We start from the raw sequence: 16,490 nt of genomic DNA, 5'->3' as shown, positions 1-16,490 counted from the left end.
ATTTAAATAATTTTGTCATGAATTGAAACGTGTTGCGACTCACTTACAAAATTTTGACTTAAAAGAAATCATTTATGCGAATAGGAATTGTTTGTTACCCAACTTTTGGTGGGAGTGGAGTAGTGGCTACAGAGCTTGGAATGGCATTGGCAAATCTCGGCCATGAAATTCATTTTATAACCTACAAACAGCCTGTCCGACTGGCGCTTTTGAGCGGGAAAATTCACTTCCACGAGGTAAATGTTCCGGAGTATCCACTGTTTCATTACCAGCCTTATGAACTCGCACTGTCGAGTAAATTGGTCGATATGGTGAAGCTGTATAAAATAGAGATCCTTCATGTTCACTATGCGATTCCGCATGCATATGCCGCTTATATGGCTAAGGAGATGCTCAAAACACAAGGGGTGCACATTCCAATTGTTACCACCTTACACGGAACTGATATTACCTTGGTTGGAAATCATCCATTTTACAAACCAGCCGTTACCTTTAGTATCAATAAATCTGATGTGGTAACCTCTGTGTCAAAGAGTTTAAAAGATGATACAAATCGCCTTTTTGATATTGAGAAAAATATTCATGTGATTCCAAACTTTATCGATTTAAGCAAGTATAAAAAACAGTTTACGGATTGTGGTCGTAGCATCATGGCCGCTGATCACGAACGGATTATTACCCATATCAGTAACTTTAGGAAAGTGAAACGCATAGACGATGTCATAAAGGTGTTTTACGGGATCCAAAAAGTATTGCCTGCTCGACTTATCATGGTCGGTGAAGGGCCGGAAAAAGAGAAAGCAGAGGAAATGTGCCAAGAATTGGGGATTTCTGACAAAGTAGCTTTTCTAGGGAACAGCAACGAGGTAGATAAAATTTTATGTTATTCCGATCTCTTCCTCTTACCTTCGGAAACCGAGAGTTTTGGGTTGGCTGCTTTAGAGGCCATGGTCAACGAGGTTCCTGTAATTTCTAGTAACACAGGAGGTATTCCAGAGGTAAATAAACATGGTGTAAGTGGATTTTTGAGCCCAGTCGGTGCGGTAGATGAGATGATTGAAAACGCGCTCTATATCCTGAGTGATGATCAGCGTCTCGAGCAATTTAAACTTCAAGCCCGTAATCAGGCCAGTATTTTTGATATCAATTACGTTGTTCCACTTTATGAGGAAATCTATGAAATCGCCTATAACAAATTAATCAAAGGACAACTGTAGTATAGGACTTAGTTCGGCTCCTGGCAATATGCAGGCTATAAAAACTCAAAGTTGTATCCTGATTTAAGTAATTTCTCATAGTTTTCGTGATCAAAAGTATAATAGAAGGCTCCGCGTTTAGAGGAACTACGATCTTTTTCGTTAAGCCTTTTTAATATTTTGAAGGACAATACTTTTTTTCTGAAATTCCCAGGATCTAATTTTCGTAAAAAGATGGCCTCATAAAGGCTTTGCAATTGGGGTATGGTAAATTTCGCTGGCAGAAGTTCAAAACCAATTGGTTGGTGTTTGGCCTTTCTTCTTAAGATGTCTAAGGCATCTATGACCATTTGATGGTGGTCCAGTACCAACTCAGGTAATTCCTCTAGGCGATACCAGAAAGCGCCGTGCTTCTCTGTGAGCTCTTCATCGTACTCATCAATTCTGATAAGGGCAAACTGTGCCACTGAGATACAACGCGCCCCCATATCACGAGATGCCTGTCCATAGGTTTTCGACTGCTCAAAAAATACATTGTCGAGACCTGTAATGTCATGTAATACCCTTCGGGCGGCATGAGCGACATCTTCATTTAATTTTACAAAACTTCCAATTAGTGACCAGGCACCTTTATGGGGTTCAACTCTTCTGTTAAAAATTAGTAATTTTAGTTCTTCTTGATGAAAGCCAAAAACAATGCAATCGGTGGCTACATGCATTTTGTCAACATCTGTGTAGTAGGATTCTCGGTTATTTGTCATAAAAAATTTAAAAAAGCAATAAAAGTGGAATATACTTTTATTATATTTGTTTGGTTAAATATATATTTAAATTGAAAAATACAACTCAATCTCAAAATAGACAAGCAATACCACTTAATTTAGAGAATTTTGTGCAGGAATTGATTGTCGAATCTCCTGGAAGAATCAATTTGATCGGAGAACATATTGATTATAACGGGGGACATGTCCTTCCTGCAGCAATCGACAAGAAAATTAAATTTTATTTCAGAAAAAATGGTACTAGACTATGTAATATTTGGTCTAAGAATTTTGAGAATGGATTTTCGTTCTCAATAGATGCCGTTGCAATGAGTGAAGTAGAGTGGGAAAATTATATTTTGGGAGTGGTGCATTATATTCATGAAATATCTCCAGGTTCTATCCAAGGATTTGATTGTATTGTTGAAAGCGAATTACCCATGGGCTCAGGGTTGAGCTCGTCAGCTGCCTTAGAATGCGGAATGGCAACTGGTTTAAATGGATTGTTTTCCATTGGCCTTAGCAAGGATCAAATCATTCATCTTTCAAGAGATGCGGAACATGATTTTGTGGGTACCAAATGCGGTATCATGGATCAGTTCACCGTGGTTAGAGGAAAAAAGGATCAATTGATTCTTCTTAATTGTCAAAATTTGGAGTATCGAATGATCAATGCAGATATAGAGCCTTACCATCTGGTTTTACTAAATTCAAATGTGTCTCATAATTTAGCCAGCAGTGAATACAATAATCGAAGAGCGGATTGTGAGGCTACCTTGTCTATTATACAAAAAAAACATCCTGAATATCAATATCTCGTTGATGTCCCAGAAGAGGTGTTATTGTCTTTCAAGGATCAGCTCTCCCCAACCATGTTTGAAAGGGCCGACTATGTTATCCAAGAGAACAAACGTACTTTGATGGCTGCTGATGCCCTAGAGGACGAACTTTTTGAGGTGTTTGGGAAGTTATTATTTCAGTCCCACCATGGATTGCGTCACAACTATCAGGTGAGTTGCGAAGAATTGGATTTCATGGTTGATTTTGCCAAAACACAAGCTGGGGTCCTAGGTGCTAGAATGATGGGAGGAGGATTTGGTGGTTGCACGATTAATATTGTGCACAAAGATGTCGCCGCCAACTATATTGATGCGATTTCAAAAGCCTACCGGGAGCAATTCAACATTGAATTAACACCAATAGAAGTCAGTCTTAGTGACGGGGCAGAAATACTTAAGTAAAACGAATTTTTGAATAGATACGATCATGTTAAACGATAAACCACATAGACGCTTTAATATACTTACCGGAGAATGGGTATTAGTTTCTCCTCACAGAACCAAACGACCATGGCAAGGGAAGGAGGATGCTAAAAGCACAATTGAAATAAAAGCCTATGATTCAAACTGTTATTTGTGTCCTACAAATACTAGGGCAAGTGGTGATGTCAATCCGGATTATAAGGGAACCTATAGTTTTCCAAATGATTTTGCAGCCTTAATACCTGAGGTCAGCACAGAGGATTATCAAGAAGGGTTGTTGCAGGCTAAAACTGAAAGTGGCATTTGCAAGGTGATCTGTTTCTCTCCTAATCACGCTTTAACCTTGCCATTGATGACCGTTGACCAAATCACTGAGGTCGTTCAGCTTTGGAAAAAAGAATACTTGGAATTGGGGGCTAAAGAAGGAATTAATCATGTGCAGATATTCGAAAACAAAGGTGCCATTATGGGATGTAGTAATCCACATCCACACGGTCAAATCTGGTCCCAATCTTCAATTCCTGAAGAGGTTTTGAAAAAACAAAGCCAACAACTTGACTACTGGAATAAAAACTCCAAAAGTCTCTTACAGAGCTATCTGGAACAGGAACTCGAACTAGATCAGCGTATATTGATCACAAATGATCACTTTGTAGCTTTAATACCGTATTGGGCAGTATGGCCCTATGAGACTATGATCATTCCGCGTAAACATTTTCAGGATATCGGTCAATTAAATCAAGAAGAAGAAACAGCCTTTGCTGCTATCATAAAAGAACTTACCACGCTATACGATAACTTATTCGAAACGTCATTTCCATATTCCTCAGGTATTCATCAAAGACCAACTGATGGAGATCCACATCAAGAATGGCATTTTCACATGTCTTTCTATCCGCCGCTGCTACGTTCTGCGGAGGTTAAGAAATTTATGGTAGGTTATGAAATGTTCGCAAACCCACAACGAGATATCACTGCAGAATCTGCAGCTGAAAACCTGAGGAATTTGCCAAGGGTACATTACAGTCAAAGTTAGGGAATTACTCTAACCTTTTATAGTTTTCAGAAAACATTGGATTGCCTTCGTTATCCAAGGTGATTTGGCTATAGGTATTTTGGTCTATAACCAATTTAAATTGGAATTTTCTCATGGTGTCTATAATTTTTAGCATGGAACTAGAGCCATATTCTAAGACCTCTACCAATGAACTATCATGGGTGAAATAGGATCCATAACCAAACCATTCCACCGAATCAAGAGGAACAAAGCGTGTCCACATGACCTTTTCATTACTATACATTTTTATTTGACGATAGCCATTGGTATTTTCGATGGTATCTATAACATGATTGCCATCATAGGTATAACGATCTACGAGTTCCCAAACGCCTTGAATGGAACTTTTTTGAGTGTCGTTATTCGGAATTGCTGAAAGTAAAATCAATCCGAACACGATAACGATAGGATATATTATTTTTCTCATAATAACGAATTGTTTAATAAATTAACAATTAAACCTATGTTAATTTACGAATAATTGTTTAAAATATAGTGTGTTGTGTGAATTTTTTAAATCGATTTTTTTCATCATAAATACTTTCTATTAGGTGATAATAAGTTTTCATTAATTAGCTGTAAGCTTTTTGGCAAAAAGGCTACTTTTGTTATAGTGAATCAATAGAAATTAAAGTTATGGCTGATAAAGTTGAAAGAATTAAGTGTTTGATTATTGGATCTGGTCCTGCTGGGTATACTGCAGCAATTTATGCGGCAAGAGCTGATATGAAACCTGTGATGTATACAGGTATGGAACCTGGGGGACAGTTGACCACCACTACTGAGGTTGATAATTTCCCTGGATACCCTGAGGGCATTGATGGCCCTACAATGATGATTCAACTTCAACAACAAGCGGAACGTTTCGGTACTGAAGTACGTATAGGAATGGTGACTTCCGTAGCGCTTAGTAATACCCACGGTGGTATCCATAAGGTAGTGATTGATAATGGATCAACATTGGAAGCAGAGTCTATTATAATTGCAACTGGTGCAACGGCTAAATATTTGGGACTACCCAGCGAACAGCGCCTAAGGGGTGGTGGGGTATCGGCTTGTGCAGTATGTGATGGTTTTTTCTATAAAGGACAAGAAGTGGCAATTGTAGGCGGAGGAGATACAGCAGCAGAGGAGAGTACTTATTTAGCAAATATCTGTAGTAAAGTAACGCTTTTGGTGCGTAAAGGCGAGATGCGCGCATCGAAAGCCATGCAACATCGCGTTGCAAATACACCTAATTTGGAAGTGAAATATTTCACAGAGATCGAAGAGGTGATAGGGGATCAGGTTGTTGAAGGTCTTCGTTTGGTGAACAACCAAACTGGTGAAAAAGAAGAAATTAAAGTTACAGGATTATTCATTGCTATTGGACATACGCCCAATACAAATATCTTTAAAGGTCAATTGGATATGGATGAAACTGGTTATATCATAACCAAAGGTAAATCTACTAAAACAAATTGTCCAGGCGTATTTGCTAGTGGTGATGTACAAGATAAAGAGTATAGACAAGCTATTACAGCGGCAGGTACCGGGTGTATGGCAGCATTAGATGCGGAACGTTATCTAGCTGCCGTAGAAAGTAAAGAAGAGGTTGAGGCTTAAAACAAGCCCTTAAACATAGTTTAAAATACAATACACCCCTGATAAACACTATGCTTATCAGGGGTGTATTATTTAACTTAAAATACGCTTATCCTTTGGAAACATCTCCGGAACCTGAGATTTTACTATCTTCTTGGCTTGGATTGCCAATGTAAGTGACATCTCCTGAACCTGATATTCTAACTTTTAAGGATCCACTGCAATAGAGGTCGATATCACCTGAACCAGTAATATCTGCCTGTGAATCAACTGCTTTTAGGTCGAAAGCTTCGATATCTCCAGAGCCTGTTAGTTGATGAACTACCTTTTGTGCACTCCCTTGAAGTTCTATGTCTCCAGAGCCTGTTAGCGTGGTTTCAGCGATTTCTACATCAAGACTGAGGCGTATATCCCCAGAACCCGTGAGTTTTGTTTTAAACGCTGTACTTTTTATGACATTTTGTGAGCTAATGTCTCCTGAACCTGATAGACTTACTTGGTTCAAACTTTCAAAAGGAACTAGAACTAAAATACCAGTCCTTTTGCTGGGCTGTAAGTTATAACCTCTTTCAGTTTTGATAACGAGATGATTTCCATTTACCTCTGTAATAATATGAGGTATTAGATTTTCTTCTCCTGTTATGGTAATCGACCCTTCTGTTCCACTTACGAGTTGGACTTCGAAAAATCCTTGTAATTCGATATGGTCATAACTTGTCGTGTTGCGATTCTCTTGTATTACATTTCCGTTACCTTTAATTTTATTTTGTCCGAACCACTGTGCGTTGGACCATTGACATAGAAGAACTGCACAGCTCAATAGGATAATTTTTTTCATTTTTTGATTGATTTTGAGTTAAAATTAACGTTTATTTATTTGTACTTCACCGTATTCAATATTCAACTTTACAGTGTTTTTTCCTTGACTACCGTGATAGCCCTCATAGTAACTCGATGAAGGCTTTTCTCTTTTAATGCTGAATTGAATATCGTTGTTGCTGCGCAATTGCGCATATTCAAGCTTTGCCATAAGGTCAAAATGGTACCCACTGTTATAACCGATCGCTACATTGGTGTAATCACCATCAATTATTAAATTTTCTGCCTCTGGAGTCATTTCCTCAATGGTGATGTCTCCATAGTCACTGTTGAGACTAATGCTGCCGGCAGCATTACCTATTTTGGTTCTAAGATAATCCCCTTGGCCCATGACATTGATCGCATTTTTAATGGTGACCTCTCCGTAATCACATGAGAAATTAATATTATCCACCTTGTTGATTTTTGATTTGGTATAATCAGCCTCCAAATCAATTTGTCCGGCATTTTGAACGTGGAAACTTGAATAGTCGGCATCAATTTTAGCGCTTGTGATATAATCGAAAGTAACATCTGAGGAGTAATCAAATGAAATATCGTTGGAGGATGAATTAAGTCTACCTATTTCCATACTTCCGTAATCGCATTGTATGGATGTTGAGCCATTGATCTCATTGAGGAAAATAGATCCATAATCATTACTCAGATCGAGTTTGTTGTCTTTGGGAACCTTTACGGTATAGTTCACCTTGATGCTCACATTTTTGCTACTCCATCCCCAACCACTGTCATCGAATATTGTTTTGGCCAGTACCATGGAACTGGATCCCTCGAAATCAATACTGATTTCATCGAGTTTCTCTTGGGCCTTCTTTTCACTATCACTGCTGGTTTGTATCACAACCTCAATAGTGGTAGTGTTTTGATCCCAAGAAGTGATGTAGAGATTGCCATAGCTGTTTTCTAATTTTAAAAGGGCGTCTGAATTCACCTTGAACTCCTTTTTTATTGTTTTTTCTTTAGTGTACTTTCCAGTTAAAGTTGGATCGGTCTTCGCGATGGCGCATAATGGTATGCACCACAGGCATAATGCGATTTTAAATAGTGTGCTCTTCATGTTTTGTGTTTTTTAACTGTTCAATTTCTTCGATTTTTTGTAGCACGTCCTGAGCCAAGTTTATGCGGGTCTGAAAATTGATCATCATCGCATTTAGAATTAACTTGACGTCTCCTTTGCTGTTTAAGTCTGTTTCTAAATTTTTGTAATCATTTTCTAATTTCGTCAATTGTGCTTTGAGATCATCTACCAATTTTTTGGTTTTTGGACTTGAAATGTTATTTATTTTTTCAATTTCTTGATCTACTAATGCACTAAAATAAAACTCCGTACGTCTAACTGATATTGGCATGGCGGCAACTTCCTTGTTGGTGATTTGGGTTTGTTGTTGCTGTAGCTCGTTTTGCTGTTGAAAAAACTGAACACCGATGGTTACAAGCAACGCCAGGGATGCAGCAATTGAAATCAGCTTCCAAACGTTCCTATTTGATTTCTCGCCCCTTGATGAGTTGTCCATCTCGAGTTTGTTCAAAAACCGTTGTTGGTGCCCACTACCTGGCTCTTCATTATCCCATTGATGCCCAAGGCTCCCAAATAATTTTTCTATGTCATCTTTTGGTTTCATAAGCAATCTGGTTTAATTTTTTTCTCAAGGATTCTTTTGCTCTTGAGAGAAGTGTTCTACAACTGGCATCGTTGATTCTCATTATTTGACAAATTTCCTGATTGTCATAACCTTCAATCAATTTAAGGGTCAAAGCAATTCTGTAATTGTCCTTCAATAACTTCATTGTTTGCAATACTTCTTGAGCCTTCAAGTTTGTAAAAGTTACCTCTGGAACAATTTCTTCAGTGTCTTCAACCCTATACATGACATCATCTAAAGCAATGTGTTCTACTTTTGTTAATTTTCTGTAATGTTGAATACTATTGTTAATGACTATCCGCTTCAACCAGGCGCCAAAGGCGACTTCTTCACGGTAGCTGTTTAATTTTGAAAATGCGTTTAAAAACGATTCCTGCATAATATCCTCCGCTTCAAAGGAGTCCTTAACAATGCGCAAGGCTGTATTATACATTGCCTTGTAATATCGGTTGTAAACCTCCAGTTGAGCGGTTTGCTTTCCTTCTAAACAGTCTTTTAACAGTTGATCAATATGTAACTCTTGTTGGCTCAAAAAGTTTATTCTTTACTTTAAAGATAGCACTAGTTGGAAATTGTTACAGTTGTAGATGAATAAAATCGCATAAAATCTCCTTTTGGGGTTATACCTAGTTTATTATCAAGGAAATACTAATGATATTATTTGTATATTTATTTTTTGATATTTGAATTTTGAATCCCTAAATCCTTGTAGTTCTCAAGGTAAACCCACCAATAGCTTTGATTCACCCTAAATTTGAATACAGATATTAAAGGTAAAAATGAGGAATAATTTGATAATGACCATAATTGTTTTAATCACCTATGTTGTAGTAATTGGGATATTATCCCTGTATTACTACAAGAAGAACAATGGTGAGAAACTGTGGATCCGAATGGGGTTCAATGTTGGGTTTTGGCAAGGCGTAGTCTTGGCTAGCATGGGGTTTACCACGCTGACCCTCATAGTGTTTAAATGGACCAATTTCATTAGTTTTTAGGAGATGACCTAAAGTATAAGACTGCTTTTACAACGTTGCTTAACCCACCGACGCAGGGGTGTTAGCGTGATGGTGAATGGTCTTTGCTAGAATCTCGGAAAGCCAAATGATTCTTCCACAATGCTCCACATGCCAAACGGCCTTAGAATCAATGATATTTCCAGCCAATAAAGGACCGATAATATGAAGGTTTTCAGAACATTCTAATTTTGTATTAACTTCCAATCCTATTTGAGACCTATTCGGGTGTGCTAAACCTTGATCAATTAAGTTCTTTAATAGGGGTGGTAGTTGTTTTTGATCACTGTCAAACCTAGTACTGCCAATACAATTAATCACCACATGGAATGGCTTTTCAGAAATTTTAACTGTCTTTGTTTTAGGATCCTCAAACTGCAAGTGATAAAGTCCTCGTTTTTGCTCGATTAGATCTTTGAAACGGCCTTGAATATGCGTAAACCTTCCTTTGGACTTTAGATCTGCTATAACATCCAAATAATGCTGTCCTGCACAGCGTTGGCGTCTTCCTATTTCGTTACCGTATACACAAGCAAATTTCTTTAATTCTTTTGAGTCCAATTTTGATAATAAAGCACCGAATACTTTGGAAATTATCCCAACTGTCGAAGCAGCTCCCAAATGAATATCCTGTGCAGCGTCAAGATCCTTTTTAACAGCTTCTGAAATTTGAAAAGCCGTTAGTGTTTCTTGTGATTGCAGCTCATTTAAATGGCTCGTAATAAAATCTGATTGCTTGATGTGGTCAATTTCACAGTCGGGCAGTAATCCATGAGTGGAAAGGAAAGAAAAGCTTGTGTTAGACTCTGCCTTTTTATGACCATCATTTAGTTTGTATAACAGTTCTAATGCACTTGCATTAGCACCTATAACTAAGATGTTACAGTGCTTTCCAGAGTGAAGTTGTTTAGCTGTAAAGTTTGATATTCGATCTAAATTTTCATCCAAACTCGGTCTGTAAATTTGATTGATTACCAATAACTGCTCTGACTGCTGTATGTTTTTATTGGTGTAGATAGAGCGGGTGGGAAGGGATCCAACGGCAAGGATTATTTTTTTGCTTTGAATATTTAGACCATCTCCACTAATGGTATAGCCTTCCCCGGTTTTCTTAATTTTGGTAACTTCAGTATGAATATATTGAACTTTTAGTTTGCCGTTAAGGGATTGCTTTTCAATCAAACTGTTTAATCTATCTTTAAGATACACTCCAAAGAAACTCCGTGGAATAAAAAGATCTCCCCATTGTTGACGCGCGATACTTTCTTTGTGCTTTTCTAGCCATTGGGCAGTTAATGTACCTCCTGAAGTTCTCATTTGGGCTAGTAAAGTTGAATGATTTTCATTGAGCCAGTTTATAAATATGGAGTATTCGGGCTGAGGAAGGAAATTTTTAAGGGAAGTAATGAGCAATACGGAATTTCCCGATCGATTGCCATAGGGAATCCCGGTATGAAATTCATGATATTTCTCGACTATAGCTACGTGAAGAGGTGTTTGTACATCATCCGCTATTCTGTTTTCTAAAAGATGAATCAAAGTGAATGCTGAAGATATTCCAGACCCAATAAAGCATAGGTCTGTGTGGTTATTAGGGTTTACATTGTACATTGTTGTCGTTTTTTTGGTATTTTAAAATTCTACCTGGATTTCCTACCATTACAGCATTTTCAGGAACATCTTTTATGATGACGGAACCTGCACCAAGGAGGCAATTTCGACCTAGGCTTTGTACCCCAGTCATAACCGTTACCCCCATTCCGATGTAGGCCTTCTCCTGAACATGGATACAGGCACCTATATTTACTCCTGAGGACATAAATGCTCCATCCTCAATTTTGACGTGATGTGCAATGGTACTCGCCTGATTGATCATGATATAATTTCCAAGGGTCGTATGTGGCATTACAATGTTTCCTACCAACATATAGATAGCCTGACCTAGGATTACATCAGGCCCTATAGACACGGAAGGATGTATGAAACTCGGTATATTGTATCCCTCTTGTTGCATTGCCGAGAGGTATTCCACCCGTATATGATTGTCTCCAATCGGACAATATACTGATTGAATATCTTCCTTAAATGAATTGGTGTATAAGTCTAAATAGCAACCTATTACAGGTAGTCCATTGACCTTTTCTCCGATAAGCTGAGGATTGTCATCTATAAAGCCAATGATATGGATACCAGCCTCTATGAGATAAGATGCATATACCTGTCCCTGTGTTCCTGCTCCTATGATAACTGATCTATCTTTCATGATTCACTTCCTTTAAATGCAACCATATTGAGGTTTGGACCGGAGTTTACGCCATCTTTTAATAGTACCTTTCTAACGGTTTTGAAAAGAATACTTATATCTGTTTTGAAACTCAAGTGCTCTACGTACCAAACATCATAGCTGAATTTTTCATCCCATGAGATAGCATTTCTACCATGGATCTGTGCCCATCCGGTGATGCCTGGTTTAACACGGTGACGTTGTTTTTGAAAGTCATTGTACAGTGGCAGATATTTTATAAGTAGCGGACGCGGCCCAATAAGGCTCATATCTCCCCTGAGAACATTGATAAGCTGTGGGATCTCATCTAAAGAATATTTCCGTATAAAACTTCCGATTTTGGTAACCCGATTTTCATAGGGTAATAATTGCCCATTTTTATCTCTTTGATCAGTCATGGATTTGAATTTTATAAGTTTAAATATCTTTTCATCCTTACCGGGTCTTAGTTGGTAGAAGAAAGGATGACCAGAATTGACAACAAATAAACATGTCCACAATAAGATTAAAACCGGAGAAAGTAAAATCAAGACAGTTACGGACAAAAGGATATCCAAAAAGCGTTTGACGAATTTTGTATACATGGGTTGTGAGTTTTGGTTTGGATAATTAAGGTAAAATTATTTTAATACCCTCTTAGAATAAAAAATGTTCTACCAAAGGCAATTAAAATCGCTTAACTAATTCTCAATGCAATTCATCCTAAATATTTGGTATTTAGACTAATATTATCCTAGAATAGAATGAAATTACTTGGTGATTTGAACTGTAATTCAACGATATATGTCGCATTTAAACGTGCTTTAGGTTATTTGTAGATTATTATGGGATTTAGTAGAGCTTTGAGAGTTGAATTGGCTAATGTCATTAATTTTAAACCTGAATTAAAAGTCCCGTCTTATTGAATCCATGGTTTGATCTTCCGATGTGTTACCAACCAAATGCACATAAAATGAGAACAACCTTTACATTATTAATTACATTTTTATTCAGCAGTGTTGTGTGGACTCAAGAAATCCATACACAATCAAACGCTGCTTCTATAGCTAATGAGGCAGATGCAACCACAGGATGGACTGGGGGAGCAGTGATCACATCTGAACCCACAGATGTTCAGCAAGGATCTTTTGCCATGTTAATCTCCTCTTCCGGTGAAACCTCTGGAAGGGATGCCTCCTATACCTTTAACGTCGTTAATGGACAAGTATATTCTATTACAATTTGGGCAAAAAGGGCGCCTCAGAGTTATTTACCTGCCTTTGCCAATTGGTCGGGTTTTTCAAACTTTTCGCAACAATCTATTACAACTGACGCTTGGACCTCTTATAACTTTGAGCTAACCGCCAATTCTAGTGTAGCGGTAATTCGGGTGTATACATCGCCATCCTATAGGGGGTCAGTTGCAGGAGATGCTGTATTGCTTGACGCAATTAGCATTATGCCACTAGTTGAAGACACACAAAGTCCTTCGGCAATTACCGACTTAACTGCAGGTTCGACAACAACAAACAGTACCGCACTTTCCTGGAGTGCCTCAACGGATGATGTAGGAGTAGTCGATTACGAGGTCTTCCAAGATGGAAGTAGTATAGGCTTAACCGGAGGGGCTACAAGTTTTAATGTCACCAATTTAACAGCAGCTACGAGCTATGCGTTTACGGCCATAGCGATTGATGGGGTAGGCAATACATCTGCGGTGAGTAATACTGTTAATGTAACAACCACAACTGCAACTGACACCGAACCGCCGAGCGCGATCACAGACTTAGCTGCCGGTTCTACAACTACTAATAGTACAACACTCACTTGGAGTGCTTCCACAGATAATGTGAGTGTGGCCGATTATGAGGTTTTCCAAGATGGAATTAGTATCGGTCTAAGCGGTGGCGCCACAAGTTTTAATGTCACCAATTTAGCAGCCGCTACCAGTTATGCATTTACGGCCATAGCGATTGACGGGGTAGGCAATACATCTGCTGTGAGCAATACCGCAAATGTGACAACTACAAGTGCAACTGACATCGAGCCTCCAAGTGCGATTACAGATTTAACAGCGAACGCTACAACCTCTAGTAGTACAACACTCTCCTGGAGTGCTTCCACAGATAATGTGGGGGTGGTCGATTATGAGGTGTTCCAGGATGGGACTAGTATCGGTTTCAGTGGCGGTGCTTTTAGTTATAACATCACCAATTTAACTGCAGCTACCAGCTACGCCTTTACAGCTGTTGCTATTGATGGTGCTGGCAATACATCTGCAGTGAGCAATACTGCAAATGTGACAACAACAAGTACAGCCGATACCGAATCGCCCAGTGCGATTACAGATTTAGCAGCCAACGCTACTACTTCTAGTAGTACAACACTCTCCTGGAGTGCTTCCACAGACAATGTAGGAGTGGTGGATTATGAGCTTTTTCAAAACGGTAGTAGTATAGGTTTAAGTAGTGGTAATACAAGCTTCAATGTGAATAACTTATCCGAAGAAACTAGTTACGCTTTTACCGCGGTAGCCATTGATGGTGCTGGAAACACATCTGCAATTAGTAATACGGTGAACGTAACGACTTTAGAATCGCCAAGTGGAGGTGTTACGGACTATACTAGTGAAAATGCAAATTTAGCTACCGTAGATTGGCAATCGAACAATTTTATATCCAATGGAAATGTCGGTATTGGGACTTCAGTTAATCCTGCCTATCGATTGGCGGTAGCAGGAAATGTAGTAGCTGAAGAGGTTCGTGTGGCCTTACAGGCGAATTGGCCAGATTACGTTTTTGAAAATGATTACCACTTGCCAAGTTTAGCGGTGGTCGAGCAGCATATCAAATCAAACAAGCACCTTATGAATATGCCGAGTGCTAGTGAAATAGAGCGTCATGGAATCGCATTGGGAGATATGGATGCCAGATTACTTCGAAAAATAGAAGAACTCACCTTGTATACTATTGCGCAAGAAAAGCAAATAGAACAGTTGAAAAGGCAGCATAAGAAATTAAAAGAATTGATTCTAAGGATAGAAGCCTTAGAGCTCAGACTAAACGATAACTAAGAAGTGATGAGTTTTAGAGTACTTAAGTGTCAAATTTTGTGTCTATTTCTATTGAGTTTCCTGCAGGTCGATGCTCAAAGTATCCGTAAGGATTACCGAGAGATGACAGCTTATGAAAAAACAGAATTGGTAAATGCGTTTTACGCCATACGTTCCGCAAGCCCAGACAGAATCATCGATATGGCTAATTTCCATATGGATTTTTTTAACTACGACAATATTGATCCTAGTGTATTGGATATTCATTTTAATCTACCTGATGAACCGGAAAAAGAAATATTCTTAGCTTTCCACCGTCAATTTGTATTTGAGATGGAGCAGGTGATGCAGGAAATTAATCCGATAATTAGCATGCCTTATTGGGATTCCTCAGAAGATCAATCCACAACCTCAGCCTTATGGGATGAAGATTTTATGGGAAGTTTTAACACCAATTGGGGATTAGGGCGTCGTTTGGGACAATACAACAACCTTCCATCTCCAAGTGAAATTACCAGTATGTTGTTAATGACAGATTTTTTTCAATTTTCTGATTTCTTTGAACGACAACCACCACATTCAGGGGCGCATCGATGGGTCAATGGACCCATGATCACTTCGGCTTCTCCTAGAGACCCTGTATTTTACCTCCATCACGCTTATATCGATAAATTGTGGCATGACTGGGAGGAGATACATCATACATCATTTTATTTGAGAAATGACATGATACGTTATGATGGAACTTATGTTTTTGGAGGGGAGACACTGCCGGTTGTAGATCCAAATGATATTCTTGACTCCCGTGCTTTAGGGGTCTTCTATGGGGAAGATGGTTTGGCTGAATTAGACAATTATATCGTTAGTAACATCTATAATGATCAGGAATATTTTTATTATCAATTTACTATTGAAGCAGGATCCAATTTTATTGCCCCACCAGGTAGTAGAGCGGTATTGGAATCTGTAAATGAAGTTATTTTACAGCCTGGATTTTTGGCTGAGAGTGGAGCTGATTTTTTGGTTGCCATAGATTCACAGACACCCTCAGAGCTATTGTCGAGATCTTCAATTGCTTCAGTGAAGCGGGAAAAGAACTATTTTGAAGAACTAGATCTCGAACAGGTTTGGCTTTGGAGTGAGGGTGATGTCGATCCACATGATGCTGTTGTGGTAATCAAGACCTTCCCTAATCCGTTTGATAATCATATTACGATCAAGCTAGATAAAAAGCGTGATTGTGTTATCGAAATATACAATATGGTGGGAGCACTTATAAAACAAGAAGCTTTTGAGTTTACCGATACCTTAGAAGTTAATAACCTGTACGGGCTGGCTCCTGGTACATACGTAGTGAAGGTTGTTGATTCTATAGGGAAAACCCTAGTAGTGAAAAAAGTAATTAAAATGTAATTCCACTATGTATCGAATTTGTTATTTGTTTATCCTCGGAATAGTCACCATGGTCTATGCTAACAACTGCCAAAAAAGTTATCGAATCGAAAATAACACTCCATTTACGATTACCAATATTCGACTCTTTGAGCATAATTTAAATCAAGACATTCCACCCTATAGTTATATCAAAGGATATACGGATTTTGAAAGTGATCAGGAATCGGTATTAATGTTTTTTGTTGATAGTCTAAATTATGGGGTATACATTAAAAATTCAGGAGTAGACCGTCCTTTTCTGATTCGAATAGATAGCATTAATAGCGAAGCCCGAACGGTGCTCATAAGCCAATAATTTTTGGATGTCCCACTTTAAAAAGAA

The 16,490-nt window shown here is 38.4% G+C and carries 17 protein-coding genes; 8 read left to right on the top strand and 9 right to left on the bottom strand.

What is annotated here, in order from left to right; genetic code table 11:
• The first annotated feature begins 74 nt into the window (after window positions 1-74).
• A complete protein-coding gene (bshA, locus tag ACN0TV_RS04295; RefSeq protein ID WP_417360466.1) occupies window positions 75-1,217 on the top strand; it encodes an N-acetyl-alpha-D-glucosaminyl L-malate synthase BshA in 1,143 nt (380 codons plus the stop codon).
• Between the two features lie 35 nt (window positions 1,218-1,252).
• Here bshA and ACN0TV_RS04290 read toward each other — a convergent pair whose 3' ends face one another.
• Window positions 1,253-1,957: an NUDIX hydrolase gene (locus tag ACN0TV_RS04290; RefSeq protein WP_417360464.1), complete on the bottom strand. Its 705-nt coding sequence runs from the start codon at window positions 1,955-1,957 to the stop codon at window positions 1,253-1,255.
• Between the two features lie 71 nt (window positions 1,958-2,028).
• On the opposite strand from ACN0TV_RS04290, the gene galK reads away from it, so the two are divergent.
• A complete protein-coding gene (gene galK, locus ACN0TV_RS04285) occupies window positions 2,029-3,198 on the top strand; it encodes a galactokinase (protein ID WP_417360462.1) in 1,170 nt (389 codons plus the stop codon).
• Window positions 3,199-3,223: 25 nt separating this feature from the next.
• Window positions 3,224-4,255: a UDP-glucose--hexose-1-phosphate uridylyltransferase gene (locus tag ACN0TV_RS04280; RefSeq protein ID WP_417360460.1), complete on the top strand. Its 1,032-nt coding sequence runs from the start codon at window positions 3,224-3,226 to the stop codon at window positions 4,253-4,255.
• A gap of 4 nt (window positions 4,256-4,259) precedes the next feature.
• Here ACN0TV_RS04280 and ACN0TV_RS04275 read toward each other — a convergent pair whose 3' ends face one another.
• Window positions 4,260-4,703 carry a hypothetical protein gene (locus ACN0TV_RS04275; protein ID WP_417360458.1) on the bottom strand — a complete coding sequence of 148 codons (444 nt, stop codon included), beginning with the start codon at window positions 4,701-4,703 and terminating at the stop codon, window positions 4,260-4,262.
• 209 nt (window positions 4,704-4,912) lie between these two features.
• On the opposite strand from ACN0TV_RS04275, the gene trxB reads away from it, so the two are divergent.
• Window positions 4,913-5,881: a thioredoxin-disulfide reductase gene (trxB, locus tag ACN0TV_RS04270; RefSeq protein WP_417360456.1), complete on the top strand. Its 969-nt coding sequence runs from the start codon at window positions 4,913-4,915 to the stop codon at window positions 5,879-5,881.
• 88 nt (window positions 5,882-5,969) lie between these two features.
• Here the strand turns inward: trxB and ACN0TV_RS04265 are convergent, their stop codons facing one another.
• The 4 genes from ACN0TV_RS04265 to ACN0TV_RS04250 are packed head-to-tail and all read right to left on the bottom strand — an operon-like array spanning window position 5,970 to window position 8,914.
• Window positions 5,970-6,698 carry a head GIN domain-containing protein gene (locus tag ACN0TV_RS04265; protein ID WP_417360454.1) on the bottom strand — a complete coding sequence of 243 codons (729 nt, stop codon included), beginning with the start codon at window positions 6,696-6,698 and terminating at the stop codon, window positions 5,970-5,972.
• Between the two features lie 24 nt (window positions 6,699-6,722).
• The gene (locus tag ACN0TV_RS04260) at window positions 6,723-7,796 is read right to left on the bottom strand and encodes a hypothetical protein (protein ID WP_417360453.1); all 1,074 of its coding nucleotides are present in this window, start codon (window positions 7,794-7,796) and stop codon (window positions 6,723-6,725) included.
• Window positions 7,777-8,361: a hypothetical protein gene (locus ACN0TV_RS04255; RefSeq protein ID WP_417360451.1), complete on the bottom strand. Its 585-nt coding sequence runs from the start codon at window positions 8,359-8,361 to the stop codon at window positions 7,777-7,779. Before ACN0TV_RS04255 ends, ACN0TV_RS04260 begins: the two co-directional genes overlap by 20 nt.
• Window positions 8,345-8,914, bottom strand: coding sequence for an RNA polymerase sigma factor (locus tag ACN0TV_RS04250; protein WP_417360449.1), 570 nt, complete (start codon window positions 8,912-8,914; stop codon window positions 8,345-8,347). Before ACN0TV_RS04250 ends, ACN0TV_RS04255 begins: the two co-directional genes overlap by 17 nt.
• A gap of 247 nt (window positions 8,915-9,161) precedes the next feature.
• Between ACN0TV_RS04250 and ACN0TV_RS04245 the strand changes: the two genes are divergently transcribed.
• Window positions 9,162-9,380, top strand: coding sequence for a hypothetical protein (locus ACN0TV_RS04245; RefSeq protein ID WP_417360447.1), 219 nt, complete (start codon window positions 9,162-9,164; stop codon window positions 9,378-9,380).
• A 39-nt stretch (window positions 9,381-9,419) separates the two neighbouring features.
• Here the strand turns inward: ACN0TV_RS04245 and ACN0TV_RS04240 are convergent, their stop codons facing one another.
• Genes ACN0TV_RS04240 through ACN0TV_RS04230 form a run of 3 tightly spaced genes read right to left on the bottom strand, consistent with a single transcriptional unit; the run spans window position 9,420 to window position 12,266 of the window.
• On the bottom strand, window positions 9,420-11,009 hold the full coding sequence (locus ACN0TV_RS04240) for an FAD/NAD(P)-binding protein (protein ID WP_417360445.1): 1,590 nt from the start codon (window positions 11,007-11,009) through the stop codon (window positions 9,420-9,422).
• Window positions 10,990-11,661, bottom strand: a complete 672-nt coding sequence (locus tag ACN0TV_RS04235; RefSeq protein WP_417360442.1) for a NeuD/PglB/VioB family sugar acetyltransferase — start codon at window positions 11,659-11,661, stop codon at window positions 10,990-10,992. The genes ACN0TV_RS04240 and ACN0TV_RS04235 overlap by 20 nt, the downstream gene beginning before the upstream one ends.
• Entirely contained in the window at window positions 11,658-12,266 is a 609-nt protein-coding gene (locus tag ACN0TV_RS04230; protein WP_417360440.1) for a sugar transferase, read from the bottom strand. Before ACN0TV_RS04230 ends, ACN0TV_RS04235 begins: the two co-directional genes overlap by 4 nt.
• Window positions 12,267-12,634: 368 nt before the next feature.
• Between ACN0TV_RS04230 and ACN0TV_RS04225 the strand changes: the two genes are divergently transcribed.
• From ACN0TV_RS04225 to ACN0TV_RS04215, 3 genes are read left to right on the top strand one after another with little or no spacing between them, the layout of a single operon-like run.
• Window positions 12,635-14,734, top strand: a complete 2,100-nt coding sequence (locus ACN0TV_RS04225; protein WP_417360439.1) for a fibronectin type III domain-containing protein — start codon at window positions 12,635-12,637, stop codon at window positions 14,732-14,734.
• 6 nt (window positions 14,735-14,740) lie between these two features.
• Entirely contained in the window at window positions 14,741-16,126 is a 1,386-nt protein-coding gene (locus tag ACN0TV_RS04220) for a tyrosinase family protein (RefSeq protein WP_417360437.1), read from the top strand.
• Between the two features lie 7 nt (window positions 16,127-16,133).
• Window positions 16,134-16,463 (top strand): hypothetical protein, encoded by a 330-nt coding sequence (locus tag ACN0TV_RS04215; protein ID WP_417360435.1) that lies wholly within the window; start codon window positions 16,134-16,136, stop codon window positions 16,461-16,463.
• Window positions 16,464-16,490 lie beyond the last annotated feature (27 nt).

Source organism: Galbibacter sp. (genome assembly GCF_048266365.1).
Taxonomy (GTDB): Bacteria; Bacteroidota; Bacteroidia; order Flavobacteriales; family Flavobacteriaceae; genus Galbibacter.
This window is presented reverse-complemented; position numbering and strand designations above follow the sequence as displayed.

Excerpts from the sequence above, each read along its gene's own strand:
- bshA (WP_417360466.1), top strand. The coding sequence starts at position 75 with ATGCGAATAGGAATTGTTTGTTACCCAACTTTTGGTGGGAGTGGAGTA.
- ACN0TV_RS04290 (WP_417360464.1), bottom strand. The coding sequence starts at position 1,957 with ATGACAAATAACCGAGAATCCTACTACACAGATGTTGACAAAATGCAT.
- ACN0TV_RS04280 (WP_417360460.1), top strand. The coding sequence starts at position 3,224 with ATGTTAAACGATAAACCACATAGACGCTTTAATATACTTACCGGAGAA.
- ACN0TV_RS04275 (WP_417360458.1), bottom strand. The coding sequence starts at position 4,703 with ATGAGAAAAATAATATATCCTATCGTTATCGTGTTCGGATTGATTTTA.
- trxB (WP_417360456.1), top strand. The coding sequence starts at position 4,913 with ATGGCTGATAAAGTTGAAAGAATTAAGTGTTTGATTATTGGATCTGGT.
- ACN0TV_RS04265 (WP_417360454.1), bottom strand. The coding sequence starts at position 6,698 with ATGAAAAAAATTATCCTATTGAGCTGTGCAGTTCTTCTATGTCAATGG.
- ACN0TV_RS04260 (WP_417360453.1), bottom strand. The coding sequence starts at position 7,796 with ATGAAGAGCACACTATTTAAAATCGCATTATGCCTGTGGTGCATACCA.
- ACN0TV_RS04255 (WP_417360451.1), bottom strand. The coding sequence starts at position 8,361 with ATGAAACCAAAAGATGACATAGAAAAATTATTTGGGAGCCTTGGGCAT.
- ACN0TV_RS04245 (WP_417360447.1), top strand. The coding sequence starts at position 9,162 with ATGAGGAATAATTTGATAATGACCATAATTGTTTTAATCACCTATGTT.
- ACN0TV_RS04240 (WP_417360445.1), bottom strand. The coding sequence starts at position 11,009 with ATGTACAATGTAAACCCTAATAACCACACAGACCTATGCTTTATTGGG.
- ACN0TV_RS04235 (WP_417360442.1), bottom strand. The coding sequence starts at position 11,661 with ATGAAAGATAGATCAGTTATCATAGGAGCAGGAACACAGGGACAGGTA.
- ACN0TV_RS04230 (WP_417360440.1), bottom strand. The coding sequence starts at position 12,266 with ATGTATACAAAATTCGTCAAACGCTTTTTGGATATCCTTTTGTCCGTA.
- ACN0TV_RS04225 (WP_417360439.1), top strand. The coding sequence starts at position 12,635 with ATGAGAACAACCTTTACATTATTAATTACATTTTTATTCAGCAGTGTT.
- ACN0TV_RS04220 (WP_417360437.1), top strand. The coding sequence starts at position 14,741 with ATGAGTTTTAGAGTACTTAAGTGTCAAATTTTGTGTCTATTTCTATTG.
- ACN0TV_RS04215 (WP_417360435.1), top strand. The coding sequence starts at position 16,134 with ATGTATCGAATTTGTTATTTGTTTATCCTCGGAATAGTCACCATGGTC.